General features: G+C 35.1%; 19 protein-coding genes and 1 pseudogene. 5 read left to right on the forward strand and 15 right to left on the reverse strand.

Translation table 11 applies throughout. The features are described from left to right. Position 1 precedes the first annotated feature (1 nt). Genes ONI09_RS00830 through ONI09_RS00850 form a run of 5 tightly spaced genes read right to left on the reverse strand, consistent with a single transcriptional unit; the run spans position 2 to position 5,568 of the window. Entirely contained in the window at positions 2 to 1,387 is a 1,386-nt protein-coding gene (locus ONI09_RS00830) for an NADH-quinone oxidoreductase subunit N (protein WP_265014128.1), read from the reverse strand. After that, positions 1,384 to 2,826, reverse strand: coding sequence for a complex I subunit 4 family protein (locus ONI09_RS00835; protein ID WP_265014129.1), 1,443 nt, complete (start codon positions 2,824 to 2,826; stop codon positions 1,384 to 1,386). Before ONI09_RS00835 ends, ONI09_RS00830 begins: the two co-directional genes overlap by 4 nt. A 3-nt stretch (positions 2,827 to 2,829) precedes the next feature. Next, the gene (gene nuoL, locus ONI09_RS00840) at positions 2,830 to 4,677 is read right to left on the reverse strand and encodes an NADH-quinone oxidoreductase subunit L (protein ID WP_265014130.1); all 1,848 of its coding nucleotides are present in this window, start codon (positions 4,675 to 4,677) and stop codon (positions 2,830 to 2,832) included. Positions 4,678 to 4,681: 4 nt separating this feature from the next. Then, positions 4,682 to 4,990, reverse strand: coding sequence for an NADH-quinone oxidoreductase subunit NuoK (gene nuoK, locus ONI09_RS00845; protein WP_265014131.1), 309 nt, complete (start codon positions 4,988 to 4,990; stop codon positions 4,682 to 4,684). Next, complete coding sequence (locus ONI09_RS00850; protein WP_265014132.1) at positions 4,981 to 5,568, reverse strand: NADH-quinone oxidoreductase subunit J; 588 nt, start codon at positions 5,566 to 5,568, stop codon at positions 4,981 to 4,983. The genes nuoK and ONI09_RS00850 overlap by 10 nt, the downstream gene beginning before the upstream one ends. A 392-nt stretch (positions 5,569 to 5,960) precedes the next feature. Here ONI09_RS00850 and ONI09_RS00855 point away from each other — a divergent pair, with 392 nt between their 5' ends. Continuing rightward, positions 5,961 to 7,877: an ATP-dependent helicase gene (locus tag ONI09_RS00855; protein ID WP_265014133.1), complete on the forward strand. Its 1,917-nt coding sequence runs from the start codon at positions 5,961 to 5,963 to the stop codon at positions 7,875 to 7,877. Positions 7,878 to 8,031: 154 nt separating this feature from the next. Here the strand turns inward: ONI09_RS00855 and ONI09_RS00860 are convergent, their stop codons facing one another. From ONI09_RS00860 to ONI09_RS00870, 4 genes are all read right to left on the reverse strand, one after another. Beyond that, on the reverse strand, positions 8,032 to 8,271 hold the full coding sequence (locus tag ONI09_RS00860; RefSeq protein ID WP_320109958.1) for a reverse transcriptase domain-containing protein: 240 nt from the start codon (positions 8,269 to 8,271) through the stop codon (positions 8,032 to 8,034). Positions 8,272 to 8,406: 135 nt separating this feature from the next. Beyond that, a complete protein-coding gene (locus ONI09_RS06880) occupies positions 8,407 to 8,664 on the reverse strand; it encodes a transposase (protein ID WP_406848665.1) in 258 nt (85 codons plus the stop codon). Positions 8,665 to 8,822: 158 nt separating this feature from the next. Next, positions 8,823 to 9,026 (reverse strand): transposase, encoded by a 204-nt coding sequence (locus ONI09_RS00865; RefSeq protein WP_265014134.1) that lies wholly within the window; start codon positions 9,024 to 9,026, stop codon positions 8,823 to 8,825. 91 nt (positions 9,027 to 9,117) lie between these two features. After that, positions 9,118 to 10,284, reverse strand: coding sequence for an aspartate kinase (locus ONI09_RS00870; RefSeq protein ID WP_265014135.1), 1,167 nt, complete (start codon positions 10,282 to 10,284; stop codon positions 9,118 to 9,120). Between the two features lie 135 nt (positions 10,285 to 10,419). Here ONI09_RS00870 and ONI09_RS00875 point away from each other — a divergent pair. Continuing rightward, positions 10,420 to 10,596: pseudogene (locus ONI09_RS00875) on the forward strand (WPE palindromic element domain-containing protein); the annotation flags it as partial. A 254-nt stretch (positions 10,597 to 10,850) separates the two neighbouring features. Here the strand turns inward: ONI09_RS00875 and ONI09_RS00880 are convergent. Together ONI09_RS00880 and ONI09_RS00885 are read right to left on the reverse strand one after the other, a co-directional pair. Next, positions 10,851 to 11,744 carry a hypothetical protein gene (locus tag ONI09_RS00880; protein ID WP_265014137.1) on the reverse strand — a complete coding sequence of 298 codons (894 nt, stop codon included), beginning with the start codon at positions 11,742 to 11,744 and terminating at the stop codon, positions 10,851 to 10,853. Positions 11,745 to 11,828: 84 nt separating this feature from the next. Further along, the gene (locus tag ONI09_RS00885) at positions 11,829 to 12,149 is read right to left on the reverse strand and encodes a hypothetical protein (protein ID WP_265014138.1); all 321 of its coding nucleotides are present in this window, start codon (positions 12,147 to 12,149) and stop codon (positions 11,829 to 11,831) included. 135 nt (positions 12,150 to 12,284) lie between these two features. Between ONI09_RS00885 and ONI09_RS00890 the strand changes: the two genes are divergently transcribed. After that, the gene (locus ONI09_RS00890) at positions 12,285 to 13,559 is read left to right on the forward strand and encodes an APC family permease (RefSeq protein ID WP_265014139.1); all 1,275 of its coding nucleotides are present in this window, start codon (positions 12,285 to 12,287) and stop codon (positions 13,557 to 13,559) included. 146 nt (positions 13,560 to 13,705) lie between these two features. Here the strand turns inward: ONI09_RS00890 and ONI09_RS00895 are convergent, their stop codons facing one another. The 4 genes from ONI09_RS00895 to rpmF form a co-directional block, all read right to left on the reverse strand. Continuing rightward, the gene (locus ONI09_RS00895; RefSeq protein WP_265013977.1) at positions 13,706 to 14,662 is read right to left on the reverse strand and encodes an IS5 family transposase; all 957 of its coding nucleotides are present in this window, start codon (positions 14,660 to 14,662) and stop codon (positions 13,706 to 13,708) included. Between the two features lie 222 nt (positions 14,663 to 14,884). Further along, positions 14,885 to 15,895: a beta-ketoacyl-ACP synthase III gene (locus tag ONI09_RS00900; protein ID WP_265014140.1), complete on the reverse strand. Its 1,011-nt coding sequence runs from the start codon at positions 15,893 to 15,895 to the stop codon at positions 14,885 to 14,887. Then, on the reverse strand, positions 15,888 to 16,925 hold the full coding sequence (plsX, locus tag ONI09_RS00905) for a phosphate acyltransferase PlsX (RefSeq protein WP_265014455.1): 1,038 nt from the start codon (positions 16,923 to 16,925) through the stop codon (positions 15,888 to 15,890). The genes ONI09_RS00900 and plsX overlap by 8 nt, the downstream gene beginning before the upstream one ends. Before the next feature lie 10 nt (positions 16,926 to 16,935). Further along, the gene (gene rpmF / locus ONI09_RS00910; protein WP_265014456.1) at positions 16,936 to 17,118 is read right to left on the reverse strand and encodes a 50S ribosomal protein L32; all 183 of its coding nucleotides are present in this window, start codon (positions 17,116 to 17,118) and stop codon (positions 16,936 to 16,938) included. A gap of 918 nt (positions 17,119 to 18,036) precedes the next feature. Here rpmF and ONI09_RS00915 point away from each other — a divergent pair. After that, a complete protein-coding gene (locus ONI09_RS00915; RefSeq protein ID WP_265014141.1) occupies positions 18,037 to 18,819 on the forward strand; it encodes an MlaE family ABC transporter permease in 783 nt (260 codons plus the stop codon). Next, entirely contained in the window at positions 18,812 to 19,513 is a 702-nt protein-coding gene (locus ONI09_RS00920) for an ABC transporter ATP-binding protein (protein ID WP_265014142.1), read from the forward strand. The genes ONI09_RS00915 and ONI09_RS00920 overlap by 8 nt, the downstream gene beginning before the upstream one ends. Positions 19,514 to 19,522: the final 9 nt, after the last annotated feature.

Here is a 19,522-nt window from a genome sequence, read left to right on the forward strand (position 1 = left end):
GTCAGCCCTTTAGTTCAATGAGTGAGTAAAGATCTTCTACATACAAGAAAAGAACGAGGTTGATCAGTGAAGCCACTGAAGTGATAATGAATAGACCCTTAGAATAAGCAACCTTATTACCACTAGCTTTATCAAAATACATAACTTTCATGATATTTAAATAATAGTAGCATGATATCACACTCGCTATTACAAGGATCAAGGACAGGCTGATAAAGCCAGAATTTATTAAACTTTTGAATATAAAAAATTTAGCGAAAAACCCAGCAAGTGGAGGTATTCCCGACATTGAGAGTAACAGCACAGAAAGATGAAATGCTACAATTGGGCGTTTCTTCCCTATACCAGATAAATTTGCAATATCACAATCGTCATCGTCAATTTGTACGAGATATGAGAATAGCCCTATGCTTGTGATGATATATATCACCAGATACATTAAGGCACTATCTGTTCCTGCTTGTGTAAAAATAGAAAGTGAAGCAAATATAAAACCAATGTGACCAATTGAACTGTAAGCAAGCAGCCTTTTTAAGTTTTGCTGACATAAGGCCCCAAAAGCTGAGATAAGCACAGACAATGCTGAAACGTATAAGAAAATAGGCTGAACATAACTTTTTACATTTACTAACTCTTCATTCATCAATCGAATTAAAAATGTTACAAGTGCAGCTTTTGGGGCCGTAGAAAAAAACGCAGTTACTATGGTAGGTGCACCTTGATAGACATCTGGAGCCCACATATGAAAAGGAGCAATAGCAAGCTTGAAACACAAACCAATTAGGATAAAGACTAATCCAAAAACTATTCCATAAGTTATCTGATGGCTTTGCAAGAATGAACCGAGCTCAGAGAAATTGACTTGTCCTGTATATCCATAAAGCAGCGACATTCCATATAGCATAATGCAGGAAGATAGTGCACTAAGTGTAAAATATTTCACTCCTGCTTCACATGAATAAGCTGAATCTTTATTAAAGCTCGCAAGAACATACAAAGATATACTCATCAACTCAAAAGCTAAATAAAAAGAAATCAGACTATTTGCTGAAACCAAAGTTATCATGCCAAATAGCGCAAAAAGAATCAGTATTGAAAATTCATATTTATAGTCATATTTTGATAAATTCAGCATCAAAAGTATTAAAATTCCTGTGCTGAGAATTAACCCTTGGGCTGACCTGATGTATAAATTGAGTTTTAACAACGAATTAAAGAGAAAAATTTCATTGTTTTCTGCCGAAATAATTAAAATAATCAAAGTTACCACTGTGCAGCCAAGTGCTAATAAGTTGATAGTTCGGCGGTTAAATATAATTCCAAGCAGTAGCAACACTAACGAGGAGATAATAGAGAACGTTTCCGGCAATATCTGTATATAATTCATAGCGCATTATATTTGACTAACAAATTTGCCATACATGGCTTCAAATAATTCAGTGCAAGGGTTGGGTAGAATCCAAGCAAAATAACAAACACTGCAAGCAGAATTAAGACAGAAAATTCTATGCTATCCAAGCGGTTATTTAATAATTTAGAATAGCTAACCCCCCATATTATTTGCTTACATAAATTCAGCATATAAACTGCGCTTAAAATAGTGCCAAGTGCGATAAATCCTGTAAAAAACCCTATGCTCTTAAACATTCCAACCATAGCCAAAAACTCACCTATGAATCCAGATGTTCCAGGTAGCCCTATTGAAGCCATTGAAAATAAAATGAACATAAAACCAAATTTTGGCATTGTGTTTACTATGCCAAAATATTTTGCAATCTCCAAAGTTCCAGTTCGAGTATATAGCATTCCAACACACAAAAATAAAGCAGCAGAAATAAGGCCATGACTAATCATTTGAAATATGCTACCCAGTACTCCTTCCTCACAAAATGAAAAGAGGCCAGCAGTAACGATCCCCATATGTGCTATTGAAGAATAAGCTATTAACTTCTTTATATCATCTTGAGCAAACGCAACTAGCGAAGCATATATCACCGCAATAATGCTCAGCACAACAACGAAATTTGAAAAATATAAACTTGCCTGAGGAAGCATTGGAATAGAAAACCTTAAAAATCCATATCCTCCCATTTTAATAAGCAAGCCAGCTAAAATCACAGATCCAGAAGTTGGTGATTGTACATGCGCATCAGGAAGCCAAGTGTGAAATGGAAACATCGGTACTTTTATTGCAAAAGAAATAAAAAATGCAATCCACAGCAATGACTGCACTTCAAGATCAAGGCTTGGCACTAATGTAGCTAATTTTTGTATATTAAACGTTCCAAAAATGTTATAGATGTAAACCAATCCAAGTAGAAATAATAATGAGCCAGTTAATGTATAAAGAAACAACTTAAACGTTGCATATACCCTGTGTTTTCCTCCCCAGATGCCAATAATAAAGAACATTGGTATTAAAACAGCTTCAAAAAACACATAAAAGCTTATAGCATTCAGTGAAACGAAAAAACCGACTACAAAACTCTCAAGCAGTAGAAATAATGCCATACATAGCCTAAGGGTTGTATAACTCATTTTGCAGTTGTAGAGTATACAAATTACAAACAAGAAAGTTGTAAGCAGAAGGAAAAGCAACGATATACCATCTATCCCTATTCCAACATTTCTAATTGGGTAGCTGACAAACTGAAAGTCCGCATCGTTATAATCAAATTCTATACAAGCTACAATGCTAAGCAAAAATGGAAGTACAGCAAAAAATAGAGCAAGGAATCTTAAGTGTATAGATTGATGATTAATCCTGATTAAGGATAAAATCAACGCTCCTATCAGTGGAAGCAAAAATATACTAAGTAACAACACCTTCTATTTAATTCCAATAATATATAAAGCACCGATTATTAAAGTAACAAACATAATAAATGCATAATCAAATATATAACCAGTTTGTAACTTTATAGAACTTTTTGAACATTCATTAACCAACCTTACAACACCATTTGGTCCAAATGAATCAATAGCCTTAACATCAAACTTCCATAGAAGCCTAGATATAAACCTTATCGGTGCAATTATAACAAACTCATACACCTCATCAAAGTACCATTTATTCTGCAAAAACTTAAGTAAAAATTTACTTTTAATTTGCCTAATTACTTGATATTGGTAAATTAGGTACGCAAGTGCTATTCCACTTAGGCTTGTTAAGGTTGGCAGTAGTTTTATAAAGAAATTATGAACTCCATGCTCATCAATCATCACTAAACTTGATTTCCAAAACGCATTACTAGTTATGTTCAAAATATTTGCTCCCCATATTCCAGAAAATACTGATCCAAAAGCGAGTATCAGTAATGGTATAAGCATAATCTTTGGTGCCTCATGTATATTAATTTTACTTTGTTTTTGGCTGTGGAACACAAGAAGCAATAACCTCCAAGAGTAAAACGCTGTGAAGAATGCAACAACTAAGCTTATTACAAAAGCAAAGCTATCCGTGCTATAAGCATGTTCAATTATCAAATCCTTTGAATAAAAACCTGCAAATGGGAATATCCCAGAAAGCGCAAGAGATCCAATCCACATGAGAGCGTAAGTGCAAGGGATTTTCTTCCAGCAATTTCCCATTTTCTGAATGTTTTGCTCATGATGCATTGCATGAATCACATTGCCAGCACCAAGAAATAGTAGAGCTTTAAAAAAAGCGTGTGTCATTAAATGAAAAATAGCAACATTGTAAGCAGAAAGCCCACATGCCATGAACATATAACCAAGTTGACTGCAGGTTGAATAAGCAATTATTTTCTTTATATCGTTCTGAGTAATTGCAACGGTGGCTGCAAAAAAAGCAGTGAGTGCTCCAACGATAACTATTAATTCTCGTGCCACATTTGATAACTCAAACAATGAAGAACACTTTGCTACTAAAAATATACCTGCTGTTACCATCGTTGCTGCGTGAATAAGTGCAGAAACAGGAGTTGGCCCTTCCATTGCATCTGGCAACCAAACATGTAAACCAAGCTGTGCAGATTTACCCATACAGCCAATAAAAAGTAATATGCATATTATATGAGTTACTTTGAATTCACAGCAGAATGCCCTAATGTTCTGCGTGCCAAGAAGATCAGTTGTGTCAAAAACTTCAGTAAAATTCAAAGAGTGAAATGTATAATAAACAAGAAAGATTCCAATCAATAGTGCAAAGTCTCCTACCCTATTCACAACAAATGCTTTAATTGCTGCATTATTTGCAGAATATTTTTGGAACCAAAATCCTATGAGTAAATAAGAACATAAGCCAACCCCTTCCCAGCCAAAAAAAAGCTGCACGAAATTATCGCTTACAACCAGCACAATCATGCAAAACGTAAATAGCGATAGGTAAGAAAAAAACCTCGACTTCCCCTTATCATGCTCCATATAACCGATAGAGTAGAGATGTACTACCAGTGAAACGGTGGTAATAACAATAAGCATTAAGGATGAGAGAGCATCCACACTAATTGCCCAATTTACTTTTAAGATGCTCAATGAAAACAAAGGAAATAAACTCAAGTGATAATTTTCAGAGAAGGTGAGAAAAACATACCAAGATAAAACTGCAGATATTCCAATCCCTGCCGTTGTAACTAACTGACTTTTTCTAAAAAGTGCTGCAAATAGCGAACCAAAAAGTGGCAAAAATACTATTAATTTCAGTATATCCATCATACTTTCATTCTTTCATTAAATTTGCTTGTTCAACATCTATATTGCCACGGCTTCTATAATATACAACCAATATTGCAAGCCCAACTCCTGACTCTGCTGACGCAACAGTCAACACAAACATCACAAAAATTTGCCCAACTATATCATTCATAAAGGCAGAAAAAGCAACTAAGTTGATATTAATTGCCAGCAATAATATTTCTATTGATAACAATATATTGATTATGCTCTTACGGTTGATGAAAATACCGCACACTCCAATAGTGAACAAAACAGCAGCAACTATCAAAAAGTGATTTAATCCTATTTCCATTCTACTCCTTTTCCAAATTTAGCCTTAATCAATTTTACAGATGAAGATTGTGTCAATTGCTTTAATACATTCTGTTTTTTAACTCCTTTTTTCTTGTTCTGCAAAGTAAGAGCAATTGCACCGACAATTGCAACAAGCAGCAGAATACCAGAAAGATGAAAAGCGTACATGTAGTCGGTATACAGCAAATTACCAATAGCTTTCACATTATTGGTATTATAGTTTATAACATTGCTTATATTCGGTGCTGAGCTGCGGATTACAAAGCTGATGACTAGAAAAAACACAACACACAACATAGCACCAAGAGTGCAATGCTTTGCAAAACCCTGGCGCAACCTTATGTAGTCAATATCGAGCATCATAACTACAAAGAGGAACAACACCGCAACCGCACCGATGTATACTATCATCACCATCATAGCAATGAACTCAGCTCCAAGGAGAATGAAAAGAACTGCAGAGTTAACGAAGGTGAAAATTAAAAATAATACTGCATGCACAGGATTTCTTACACTAATTACGCATACAGCAGATAAAATGCTGAGAATTGCAAAAAAATAAAAGAAAAAAGGCATCGATACTTTAACTGCAACAATAGTTACTAATTTAAAGTGACTATCGTGGTAAAGTCAATATTATATTAAACGTTTGAAAACATTGTACTACAAAGCTCCAGCTCCATTTTAAATTATTATAAAGCTGAAGAAATAGAAATGAAGGCGTACATATAAGCCATTCCAAACTCCACTTATCCACCCAACAAGCAGAAGTTCTGGTGCCAATACCTCAAATCAAGTTGTTGTTACTCAACATACACCTGAAACTACTAAAACAAAATAGATGTAAAACCTACGTTTAAATATGTAGTACTTGAGTGAAGCATTCTTTAACTGTTCTATTCAATAAAACCTTTACAATATTTCAATCATAGGTTTAACTTTACGAAATTATAATCTATAGGGCTACGATGAACGATTATCTCTCACTGCTAAATCCAGAACAACAATCAGCTGTAACTAACATAGATGGACCAGTTTTGATACTGGCAGGAGCCGGGACGGGAAAAACAAGAACGATTACTTCAAGAATAGCACACATAATTAGAAACGGTCACGCTTATTCTGATGAGATATTAGCAGTTACATTTACAAATAAAGCAGCAAATAAGATGGTATCAAGGGTACTTGAGCTAACGGGCACAAATATACCATGGCTTGGCACTTTCCATGCAATTGCAGCAAAAATTTTGCGCATGCACGCAGAAATTGTGGGCTTAAACCCCAATTTTACAATCATTGGTGTGGATGACCAATTACAGGTAATAAAAAATATTATCAATGAAATAAATCCTGATTACCTATCAGAAAAATGTAAGACCATTATGAATATTATTCAGCAATGGAAAGAGAAGTGCTTATTGCCATCTGAAGTGGAAGATATTCAATCATTTAGGCCAGTATATGTAACTGCACTCAAGGTCTATCACCAGTATCAGGAAAGGTTGAAATTCCTTAATTCTGTCGATTTTGGTGACTTATTGCTATATAACATACAGCTCTTTAATCAAAAGACCGAAGTTCTGTCCTACTACCAAAACAAGTTTAAATATGTCATGGTAGATGAATATCAAGATACAAATGCGATACAATATCTTTGGCTAAAATACCTTGCAAAAGAGCACTCAAATATTTGCTGTGTAGGAGATGATGACCAGTCGATATATAGTTGGCGTGGTGCAGAAGTTGAAAATATTTTGAAGTTTTCTGATGATTTTAAAAATGCAAAAACCGTTAAACTAGAGTGTAACTACAGGTCAACATCCCACATACTTGCAACTGCGTCATATGTTATCAATCACAATAAGACTCGCTTAGAAAAAAAATTGTGGACAACAAACATTGAAGGGGAAAAGGTAAATCTAATAAAATTATGGGATGGGAAAGCTGAAGCAAGGTTCATAAGCGAACAGATATTGAAACTCAATAAATACAGATTTAGTGACATTGCAGTGCTGGTAAGGGCCACTTTTCAAACTAGAGTTCTCGAAGAGTATTTTATAAAATATTCAATTCCCTACAAGATTATAAGTGGCGTAAAATTCTACGAACGTCAGGAAGTCAGGGATATAATTGCATATTTAAGACTTGTTACAAACAATAACGATGACTTAGCTTTCGAAAGGATAGTAAATCGGCCAAAAAGAAGCATAGGAGCTACAACTCTAAAGAAAATATACACGACTGCTCAGGATAACAAAATTTCTTTTTTTGAGGCAGCAAAAATATTAGTTAATAGTAATCAGGTAACCGAAAGAATTAAACTCTCACTCAACGATTTTTTAAATAAAATTAAAGCTTGGGAAGAAATAGTAAGCGTAAAACCACTGCATGAATTCGTTAAAATCGTAGCAAACCAATCAGGATATATTGAAATGCTTGAAAATGAGGAGGTAACAGGCTTAGCACGAATAGAAAATGTTAAAGAGCTCATCTCATCTTTAAAAAATTTCGATAATGCCACAACTTTCTTGGAGCATATAAGTCTGGTGATGGAAGTGGATAATATGAATAACGATGACACCGTATATGTTATGACTCTTCATGCAGCCAAAGGACTTGAATTCCCGTGCGTGTTTCTACCTGGTTGGGAAGAGGCATTATTTCCTCATCAAAGATCTTTTGATGACAAAAGTGGTAAAGCTTTAGAAGAAGAAAGAAGACTTGCATATGTTGGCATAACCAGGGCAAAGGAAAGGTTAATCATTTCATGTGCAGATAGGAGGGAAATTAACAACCAGTGGCAACCGATGCGCACTTCTCGGTTCATTAAAGAATTGCCAAGAGAAAATGTTGAGGTAATTAAAAGCAACATTGCCTACTGTTGAAGCTATAATTGCAGATAAACATATCTTACAAATCTGAATTACTTCAACTATATGTTTCTCCTGGCAAAAATTCTGTAACCGTTCACACTTAATTCTTCAATCTCATACCAATTTCTATTACATAACAAACAAATAGACAATAGAAGTGAGAAGGTTATACTAAGGCAGTATAATGATGGAGTTTTGGAATGGCATTGGTATCAGGTTGCAATTTTAGCTTACATTGTGCCAATCTTTCTTCGATTGCTGCTCGCATAAATTCTGCCTGTCTTTTAGTTCTGCAGTGCACTATCGCATCATCCACATATCTTTCAAATGGTACTGTTGGGTGATTTTGTTTCATCCATATATCAAATGCATGGTGTATAAATATGTTTGAAATGATTGGGCTTATTGAACCTCCTTGCGGAACTCCTTTTTTCCCTAACTACCTTACTGCCATCTGCTTGCTGAATAGGGGATTTCATCCACCTTTCAACATACAGTATGACCCATTTGCAGTCTGTGTGCTTCTTGATAGCCTGCAGTGCTAAATTGTGGTCCAGATTGTCGAAAAATCCTGTAACATCAACAGCTTTCTTGGTAATCGTATCCTGTCTCCAATAAACAGCGGTTTTGCTATGTATCCTTGATCAGCAAAAAACTTACGTAAAGTTGGAGCCTTGTATTTAGCTTGAGTGAAAAGATTTAGAGCACCATCACGATCTTGAACACTTGCACTATGAACATCAGCCGCAATAATTAAGCCCACTGTATCTACAACAATATGATGTTTTCTACCCTTTATTTTTTTTTCAGCATCATATCCTCTGGATCCCCTTTTTGAGTGGTTTTTACTGATTGACTGTCAATTATTCCTACTGAAGGTGTTTCATTTTTACCAAACATTTTTCTTACCTCTTTTACTAGCATATTATGTATTTTTTCCAATTTGCCATTACTACGTCACCTGAGAAAACAGTCATACACCGTCTTCCATGGAGGAAAATCTTTCGGCAGCATTCTCCATTGACAACCACCTCTCATTATATACCTTATTGCATTAATAATTGTTCTGATATTGTGCTTTCTTGGCCTCCCTATCTCTCCTTGTGCAACATGTGGCTCCAAAATTTCCCATTCCTTATCACTTATATCACTTGGATACAATTTTCCCTCCTATTTTTTACTTACACTATCATATTTTTTTCCTCATTCCTTTTCAAGACATACTCTTAGACAACTGGACGTCAAGCCTATCCTAGTGCTGCATATCAAGCTCATACTCAGTATGTAAATCTTTGACTAAAGCTGCAGCGCATTCTTTTTGAACAATTATACTGATTTTGATTTCAGATGTTGTGATAGCAAGTATTTCTATCTTTTTTTCGCTTAAAACCTTGAGTGTGCGGTGCATCACTTCAGTGTTAGACATAACACCAATACCAATTATTGAAATTTTAGCTACATTATCGTTTATAGCATAATTTTCATTCTTATTCAGTAACTTTTCCATTAAATCAATATCAAATTTGGAGATAACAAAACTTGACCCATGTATCATATCAATTTTAACGTTTGCTCCTGCTATATCTCTTAAAGTACGCAAGTTATTTGCAAGGTTAGTGAAAGTTACAAGAGCTTCATTAGTGCTATAAGTTATTCCAGTAATTAAGTATCTCTCTAGTACATCCCTTTTGTGTAGCACTGTGGTGCCTTCTACTTCCTTCAAAGTGGATAGCACTTGCACTTTAATGTTATGTTTCATTGCAAGTTGTACTGAACGATTATGCAGTATTTTAGCACCAGATGACGACATTTCCAACATTTCATCGTAAGAGATAAATTTGAGCTTGCGTGCCTTTGGAACAATTCTCGGGTCTGCTGTATATATTCCATCAATATCAGTAAAAATTTCGCAAGTTCTAACACCAAAGGCTACCGCGAAGGCAACTGCTGATATATCAGAGCCTCCTCTTCCAAAAGTAGTGATTCTATCATCATTTATACCCTGAAAACCAGCAATGATCGCAGCAGTATAACCCTCAGCAAAAGATCTTTTCACACGTTCAATCTTTATTGTTTTTATTTTAGACTCAGAATAAAAATCATCAGTTACAATTGGTAACTGCCAGGCAAGCCACGATTTAGCATTAACTCCGATCGATTGGAGAGTGATAGCTAATAGACCGCAAGAGATTTGTTCTCCTGCTGAAAGCATAACGTCATACTCTGATAACTCTTGTCTATAACTTAAATTTGAGATTTGCCTAGCCTGAAAAACCATTTGGTCAGTAAATCCTGCAACAGCAGATACAACAACGATTACATTACAACCTTTCTCAATATCGTTTTTTATCAAATTTGCAACTCGGTTTAAATCAGTTAGCGAAGTCCCACCAAATTTTTTTATGATTATTTTGTCCATAGTTACAATATAACTCTCTTCTGAAGAAAAATATAGTTTTTGTAGAGATAGCAGCTTGCAAGCCATTTAGAAAAGGGAGGACAAAGCTATAGCTAACGCGTCATACCACGATTCATTCCATAGCTGTACGAACATTCATTTTTGAAGGTAAATTGCACAGCAAATGGTGTCATCCCAGTGCCTAGACACTGGGATCCAGAAGACTTAATTTCAACCAAGTGGCTGCATAATAAAGGCTGGATTCCAGTGCCAAGCACTGGAATGACACCCTCCCTTGTGGAAATTGCTCTCAAATCACAATGTTCGTACAGCTATGGATTCATTCGCGGTATAGATTCCGCTAACTATTAGCGGAATGACGAATTTGTTGTTTTAAAATTGTCAGTAAATCTAAGTTAGTTTAGCTATATAGCACGAACTAAACCACTAAGCAGCAGAAGACCTTGCATGACCTCCAAAAAATGCTTTTACTCTTTCAAGATAAGTAGGTGGTTCTGCAGGGATTTCTATTTCATCTATTTTAGAATATATTGCCGCGTCTACGACTTCATCCGTTATTAACTCCCTTAACTTTGTTTTATCTGCCCTCTCTGAATATGCTCCCCATAGTCGTTATAAAACTTTACATATAATTCCTTAAACACGAATTCTTTTATAGCATCTCTTGTATAAGAAATGCCGTCCTTTACTTCATCACTCACGTTGCTCAAATCCACCCCAGAACTTGGTGAATACAAATTATCAAAATTTTCTTTCAAAACTTTTATTTTATGGTAGTGCTTATCCACATATTTCTCAAGAAATCTTTTAGTAGCATTACCAGCCAACTTCCCCATTAGCTGAGGCTCCAGTTGAGCTGCAAAGTTGTTTTCTGCTTCAAGGCCACTTAATGCATAAATAATACGGAGAAGCATTCCAGGACCACATTGGCGGTTACTTTCTTCAAAGCGAACCAGTAATATAGATTTCAATAGTTCTACGTCTGCATTTTGCTCTCTTGCCGCAATTAAAACTAAATTTATAGCCTGTGTCAATGTCAATTCGGTTTGTGAATCTACCCAATTTACCCACTCCCCAGTTTCATAACCATCCAATCTTAGATAAGGTTCTATCATTCGTTTTTGCTGACTTGTTAAACCGCTTATATAACTTTTAAACTCTTCATCCAACTCATTTAACGGCGTACCATGTTCTTCCTTTAATTTTTTGGCACATTCAATAACGATTTGCTGAAAACTTCTAGTATGAACGCTCTGACTACTAGTACCCACATCACTTACATTAAACAAAAAGCTTAGCTGCTTTACATTCAAACCCAAAGGTGAAAAGAGTTTTACTGATGGATATTTTATTAACTCAAGAAGTGCTACTGGAATTAGCAGTGCATAATTTAACAATAATAAACCAAAATTAAATATAAGAAACCCACGTAGAGCTGATACCTTTGATGCAATATACAAAAATGGAAGCTGTAGGTAATATATCAAGTGTATACTGAAGAATAAGATTTTGTCCTTTAATTTTATTGTTGGATCTTTATAAACCTAAAACAACATGCTATTGCTATCAATATTGTTGTTTTTAAAGGAGGTATAGTTGTTTATGATCTTCTCTTGCAAGGGAAGAAGCATTTTATTCAGGCAAATAAACGCAGCAATAACAATAAAACCTGTAGCCAAAAATGCTAGTGCAGGGCTAGAAGTGCTTGTAGATAAATAGGCATAAAGACCATCAACAATTAAGTTTTTGTATAATCTTTCAAAGGGACGAACTAGAATCGGGTCAAGGATATAGTTAACAAGAAGATTTAAATGATACACGAGAAACAAAAGTGCAATCAAAAATGCTTTTAATCTCGGATTCATAACCCCCTCTTAATAATCTGTTAATATAATCTATTTTAGGAATAAATTGAAAAAAATGCAAGTTTTTATGTTAAAAGATCAATTGAAATTTCTGAGTTTAGGGTATATTGTTAATCCATTTAAACAAAAATTATTGTGTCAAATAAAATAGGTTTTTGGGCTATTTTTGCCTTAGTGATTAGCAGCCAAATTGGCTCTGGAATTTTTATGCTTCCAATTAGCCTTGCTCCATATGGCATGTATAGCCTTATAAGCTGGATAATATCAGGGCTTGGTGCTATATCTCTTGCTTTAGTTTTTGCCTCACTCTGCGCAAAATTTCCGGAAACGGGTGGCCCTCACGTCTATGTAAAGCATGCTTTTGGCCCTGCTGCAGCTTTTTTTGTTGGTTGGACGTATTGGGTGATCTCATGGGTTAGCACAACAGCCGTAATAGTTGTGGGTGTTGGTTATCTTACACCATTTTTCCATGAAGATATTCAAAACGTACATCTGTTTTTAGAGATGTTATTACTTACAATTATTACACTAATAAATTTTAGAGGAGTAGCTACTGCTGGACGCGTTGAGTTTTTATTGACGGTGATAAAAATTTCTGTATTGCTTGTAATACCTATAGCAGCATTGTTTTTTTTTGATAGAAATAACTTCATCATAAGTGAAGAAATATCAAATCTTACAACATCGCAGATTCTTGCCCGTTCTACACTTATTACTCTATGGGGTTTTATTGGAGTTGAATTGGCAACAGCACCTGCAGGGTCAGTTGATAATCCAGCTAGAACAATACCAAGAGCTGTGGTACTTGGAACAATCTCTGTTGCTGTTGTGTATTTTATCAACAATCTTGCAATTATGGGATTAATAAATGGCAATGATTTAGCAAGTTCAAGAGCACCATATGTTGACGCAATAAAAATTATGGCCTCTGGCAATTGGCACTTGATTATTTCTATAACTGCGTTCATTTTTTGTGTTGGTACTTTAAACGCTTGGGTACTAGCTAGTGGACAAGTGGCCCTTGGCCTTGCAAAAGATAAACTGATGCCACAGTTTTTTGCTCAAAGAAACAAGCACGGTTCTCCTTTCTGGGGCATAACAACTAGCTCACTTGGAACTGCAACTTTACTAATCCTCACTTCAAGCAACAATTTTGCTAAGCAGATCACATCAATTATCGACTTTTCTGTAGTTTCATTTTTATTTGTTTACCTTGCATGCAGTCTTGCTTTTCTCAAAGTTATTGTGCAAGAAAAGAGTTGTTACAAATTTTTAATTGGCAGTATAGCAACAACCTTTTGCTGCTGGGTAATATTTGAAACTTCTGTGAATACCTTGCTGATCGCAAGCTTATTCACTGCAAGTGGCGTACCTCTTTATTTATTTTGGTATCGCAGAGTTTCTGTATAGCAAATGTTATGTATCTGTTCAGCAGAGTGGCAAAATAAGGTAGACGAGAAAAGACAACTATAGGAAGAAAAGGGTGTCATGCCAGTGCGTGACACTGGGATGGCTTTGTTGCATCACACTTTATGAGATGGTGATTTATGGTAAATTCATGTAACTATCTCAAATTTAGCCATACCAATATCAGTGAATTTATTAAGCAAATAGCATTTGATTAGCAGTTCTTTTTCTCGATTTATCTCAGATTTATTCCTAAAACTAAATCCGAATATTTGCTTTAATCTTGAGAAAAACCCTTCAATATAAGATCTTTTCCCATAATTTACTTCTTTTTTCCATTCTTTCATGCCATCTTCACCGTATAATTTTATTAACCTAATAGCAGCATTCCTGTCAGACATATAATCTATTTCTGGATGTTCTGCCGCATTGTTTATTGGTGGAATTTTTGTCTTTATATCATATTTGTTACACAACTTATAAAACTTGTGCCTATCACATGCTCTATCTGCATATAGTGCTTTTATGGCATGCTGAAAATCAACTTCTTTTAGCAAATCACAAGCTCCATAGTGATCAGAGTAGACACCATTACTGTATTTTACAGCTATGGCTTTTTTGTTGTTTATATTCAACATTACGTGCAATTTTCTCGTTTGCTCATAGCCACGATATTTTCTGTCAGTGCTATTTTCCTTGCTGTGACCAGGAGTGTTGTTGTATATACTAATTCCTGTACTGTCTATAGCAATTTCGATATCTTCCATATTATTTTTATCAATTCTGCAATCATTTATCTTAATATTAAGTTTCTTAAACCTTCTTGATGCTTGTGAATAGCTGATAACTGCCAAATCTCTTCCTATTTGTTGCAAGTACCCTTTTATAAACCCGACTGTTTGTCTTAAACCAATTCTAAAGAAACTGACGATTATATGCACCAAAATCACAACTTTATCACTATAAATATAGTTGCCGCCCTGCATTTTTGGACAATTCTCGTACCAATTTTCTACGGCGTCATTGATATAACAAAAAATGCTTCCTCTTTCTTGGAGAAATTTGTTATATTCATGGCAGTTACTGACTCTCATTTTTTGTGGCATATTTTTTCTTCAACAGTTAAATGGCTATTTATAATGAATTTTGTCAGTAACTGCCAGTTCTTTTCACTTGAGCGATGCAACAAAGCCCACTGGGATCCAGGAAACTTAACTTTACACCAGGTGAATGTACAATAAGAACTGGATTCCAGACTGGAATGACACCGAAGGGGCTACTGGGATGACAAAGAGGGTACTTGGATGACAGGAGGTAATGCAGGAAGTCTAATAGTGCAGCAACACGGAACCCCAGGTCAGGCCTGCACCTATTGAAATCAGCAGTACCAGATTTCCTGATTTTATTTTTGATTCTTGTATTGCATAGTCTAAGGCCAGTGGAATTGATGCCGCTGAGGTGTTTGCATGCTGATCAACGGTATTAATCACTTTCTCTATAGGAAAATCTAATTTCTTTACTACTGCTTCAATAATACGAATGTTTGCTTGATGGGGAATTAACCAGTCAATATCAGTGATTTTCAAATTATTGCATTTCAGAGTTTCCTCTACTGAGGCTGTTAACTTATCCACTGCATGTTTAAACACCTCTCTTCCATTCATGCATATTTTTCCAGAATCACCAGTTGAGGATATCCCTCCGTTCGTACATAGTATGTCCACATTGCCATCAGAATATAGGCTAGTTGAAATTATACCTTTTGTAACCCCCTTCTCTGCCACCCAAGTATCAGCATCATTTGTTGGAATGACGTTAAAATGACATGCTGATTTCATTATTACTGCACCAGCACCATCACCAAAGAGTACACAAGTTGACCTATTTTCCCAATCAACAATCCTAGACATTATTTCAGCACCTATAACCAATGCATATTTAATTCTATTGTTAGATTTTATGAGCGAATCAGCAACTGTAACTGCATATATAAAACCAGAGCATGCTGCTTGTACATCAAAAGCAAATGCGTTTTTACATTTTAACTTACTTTGTACAATCGTTGCACAGCTAGGAAAAGTTTTATCAGGAGTTGTTGTAGCAACTATAATCAAGTCAATTTCATCTACTGAAATTTTAGCTTTTTCTATAGCACTTTTTGCTGCATTTACAGCTAGATCTGACGTTAGTTCTCCTTCATCTGCTATATGCCTTTGAACTATTCCTGTTCTCTGCCTTATCCATTCATCGCTCGTCTCAACTATCGATGCAATTTCGTTGTTACTCAACATTTTTCTTGGTAGGTAAGATCCAGTGCTTAATATGAAACTTTTATTCAATATGACTTACCCCGTTAATTATCTTTTGATTTAAATTTTCACTAATTGCATTTACTGCAAATTTTATGGCATGGGCAAAAGAAATAGCATCAGAATTTCCATGACTTTTAATGATGATACCATTCAGCCCTAAAAACATAGCTCCACTTCTAATTTTGGGATTAAAACGCGTTAAAGCTTTATTTAGTTTGGATTTTAACAATATACCAACAAGCATTTTCGCTATCCACGAATTGAATACTTCCTGCTTTATTAGATTGATAAAGGTACTAGCGGTTGCCTCAGCCGTTTTGAGCATTACATTGCCAACAAAACCATCAGCAACAATCACATCTATATTACCCTCTAAAAATTCACTTGCCTCTATATACCCTTTGAAATTAATGCCTGGAGCGTTTTTAAGCAACTCAAAAGCGCCGCGCACTGAGTCATTACCTTTAACTTCTTCTGTGCCGATATTTAGCAAAGCAACTTCAGGATTGTCAATTTTTAATGCTATTTTTGCAAATATACTACCCATTAACGCAAATTGAAATAATGAGTCGGCATTACAATCAACATTTGCACCAAGGTCAAGCAAAGCGAAGCTTTTTGTCTTAGTTGGACAGATAGAGGCAATAGCAGGACGATAAATGTTTGGTAATGTTCCTAAAATAAATCTGGAAATTGCCATCAACGCTCCGGTGTTGCCTGAAGATACCACTCCGAAAGCTTTACCTTCTTTCACTGCAACAATTGCAGCTTTCATACTTGAGTCTTTACGATGTTTCAGCGCAAAAGATGGCTTATCATTTGTAAGGACATTGTCAGAACAATGAGTAAATTCAGAATTGTTACTTACTTTTTTATATTTCAAAAGCAAAGGAGATACCTCTTCCTTATCTCCATAAATATGAAAAAAAACTTTAATGCCTGGGTCAACAAGGTTGTCTAAAAAAAAACCAGCACCCTGAATTACGGAAAGAGGCGCAAAATCGCCCCCCATAGCGTCAAGTGCAATAACTATATTATTATTGACCGTAGGTAACATATCATAATAGTCACTCCGCCTGTTGCTTGATGAAAACCCGTTTTCCTTTGTAACTGCCATCAACTGCTACGTTATGAGGCAACATGAATTCCCCAGTTGTTGAACACACCACAATATTCTTAGGCTCAATAGCATGATGAGAACGATGCATATTACGCCTTGACTTTGAATTTTTTCTTTTTGGAACTGCCAAAATTTCCTCCATTCTACTACAAAATACAATACATTAGTAACATGTTTTTTACAGGAAGTAAACAGGGATAGTAAAATAAGTAAGGTTTGCTTATGTAATTGAGTTCTATAGCTAAAGTGGCTCTACAATTTGAAAAACCGTCATTCCGCTACTCGTTAGCGGAATCTATACCGCGAATGAATCCATAGCTGTACGAACATTCATTTTTGAAGGTAAATTGCACAACAGATGATGTCATTCCAGTCTGGAATCCAGAAATTTTGCTTATAACTGAGCTGATGAGCTAAAGGTAGTTGTCTTATGCTAAAACAAACGTTTTTAATTAAGTTGCATAGAAGCTGGATCCCAGTGGGCTTTGTTGCATCGCTACTTATGAAAGGCTAACTATAGTTAGGATTATAAGCAACCTATTGAAAATCTTGTTTTTTTGCAATCAATCTGATCAAATTTAAGAATAGTAATTTGTTATTTATATTAATAAATTTAATTCTATTGAAAATAGCTAAAGCATTGAAATTCTTGAATTTTAGCCAGATTAGTGAGTGGTAGTGAAATTTCTTTTACTCAAATTTAGGTATTCACTGACCGTTCTTGTTATAAATACCAGAATAATAAGCTACTGATATTCCCTATCTTTTTTATCTTTAATCCATCATAGCTAGCGATGCAACAAAGCCATCCCAGTGTCTGGGCACTGGCCCAATGGTGGGAATTGCTCCCAAACTACAACGTTCGTACAGTTGTGGATACCGTGGCGGTATGACGTAGGGAAACCTTTCTTGGGTTAGCTATATGAGCTTTAAATTAAAACATCAAGTATGTTGAACTTAAAACATATCTCAGCTATACTTTGCGATAAAGTTAATAAAAATTTTAATAAAATCAGTAAGACTAATCTCTAGCTAAAATGAATACAAAGTGAGCTTTTTTGATATAAATAGTGTTAGAATAATTGGTAGGTACTCTATCAATTTTTTGTTAAGGCTTGGTAGTGCATTCATATTTTTTATTCAATCTCTATACCACTGCCTTGTGCCACCATATTATTTTAGCAACATAGCAAGACAAATTATAGAGATAGGCTTTTTCTCTCTGCCAATTGTTGGGCTCACTGGAGTTTTTATAGGAGCGGCAATAGTTTTACAAAGTAGCTTGAGTGACCCATTAATTAACCAAGAACAGATAATACCCAAACTTGTTACGATCACTATCATTAAAGAGTTAGGACCAGTTTTGATCAGCTTAATAATGGTAGGAAAGGTTGGATCATCAGTTGCAGCAGAAATTGGTACAATGCGCATCACCGAGCAAATAGATGCACTTACAACCTTGAACATCAACCCTTTTAAATATTTAATTGCACCAAGGATTTTAGCGTCAATCATAGTATTTCCCATACTTACAGTATGTGCAGATTTAATAGGAATATTTGGAGGATGTATCACTGCAGTCTTCGAATTTAACCACAATTTAAATATATACATTAAACACACAGCTCAGTTCTTTAATACGTATGATTTTATAACTGGGCTAATAAAAGCAACTGTATTTGGCGCCATAATTTCTGTCTCAAGCTGCTATTACGGTTACCATTGCAAAGAAGGTGCACAAGGAGTAGGTGTTGCTACAACATCAACTGTTGTTTTATCGTCCATACTGATCATTTTAGCAAACTACATGATTACTTTGATACATGCGTAACCCCATAATATCAATATTGAACTTAAGCTTATCTTTTGATGATAGGACAGTACTAAAAGATCTAAATTTTGATATATTAAAAGGGGAATCATTAGTCATACTTGGTGGCTCAGGAAGCGGCAAATCTGTATTAACAAAAACAATTATCGGCTTGCTTGCTCCAGACTCAGGGTCTGTTAAAATAAATAGTAAAAGCAAAAATAAATTTGGGGTTTTATTTCAAAATTCCGCTTTATTTGACTACGTTACAGTGTGGGAAAATATATCTTTTAATTATAAAAAGCGCTTTAATATCAGCAAAAAAGAGTCAAAACAGCTAGCAATCGAGAAGTTAAATGATGTTGGACTGGAGGAAAGCATAGCAGATATGTTTCCAATAGAGCTATCAGGTGGAATGAAAAAAAGAGTGGCACTTGCAAGGGCGATTGCACACAATCCAGAAATCATTATTTTGGATGAACCAACTTCAGGATTGGACCCAATTATGTCAGATATAGTAAACGAGATAATAATAAAATTATCTAGAGATCTTAACCCTACAATTATCACGATTACACATGATATTCATAGTGCATTTAAAATAGCTGATAAAATAGCAGTATTATATGAAGGGGAGATCATTTCCCATGGAACTGTTCAGGAAATACAAAATACTAATAACGAATATATAAAAAAATTCATTCATTATATATAGCTAAAGATA

The sequence above is a fragment of the Wolbachia endosymbiont of Drosophila pseudotakahashii genome (genome assembly GCF_026015925.1).
Classification (GTDB): domain Bacteria; phylum Pseudomonadota; class Alphaproteobacteria; order Rickettsiales; family Anaplasmataceae; genus Wolbachia; species Wolbachia pipientis.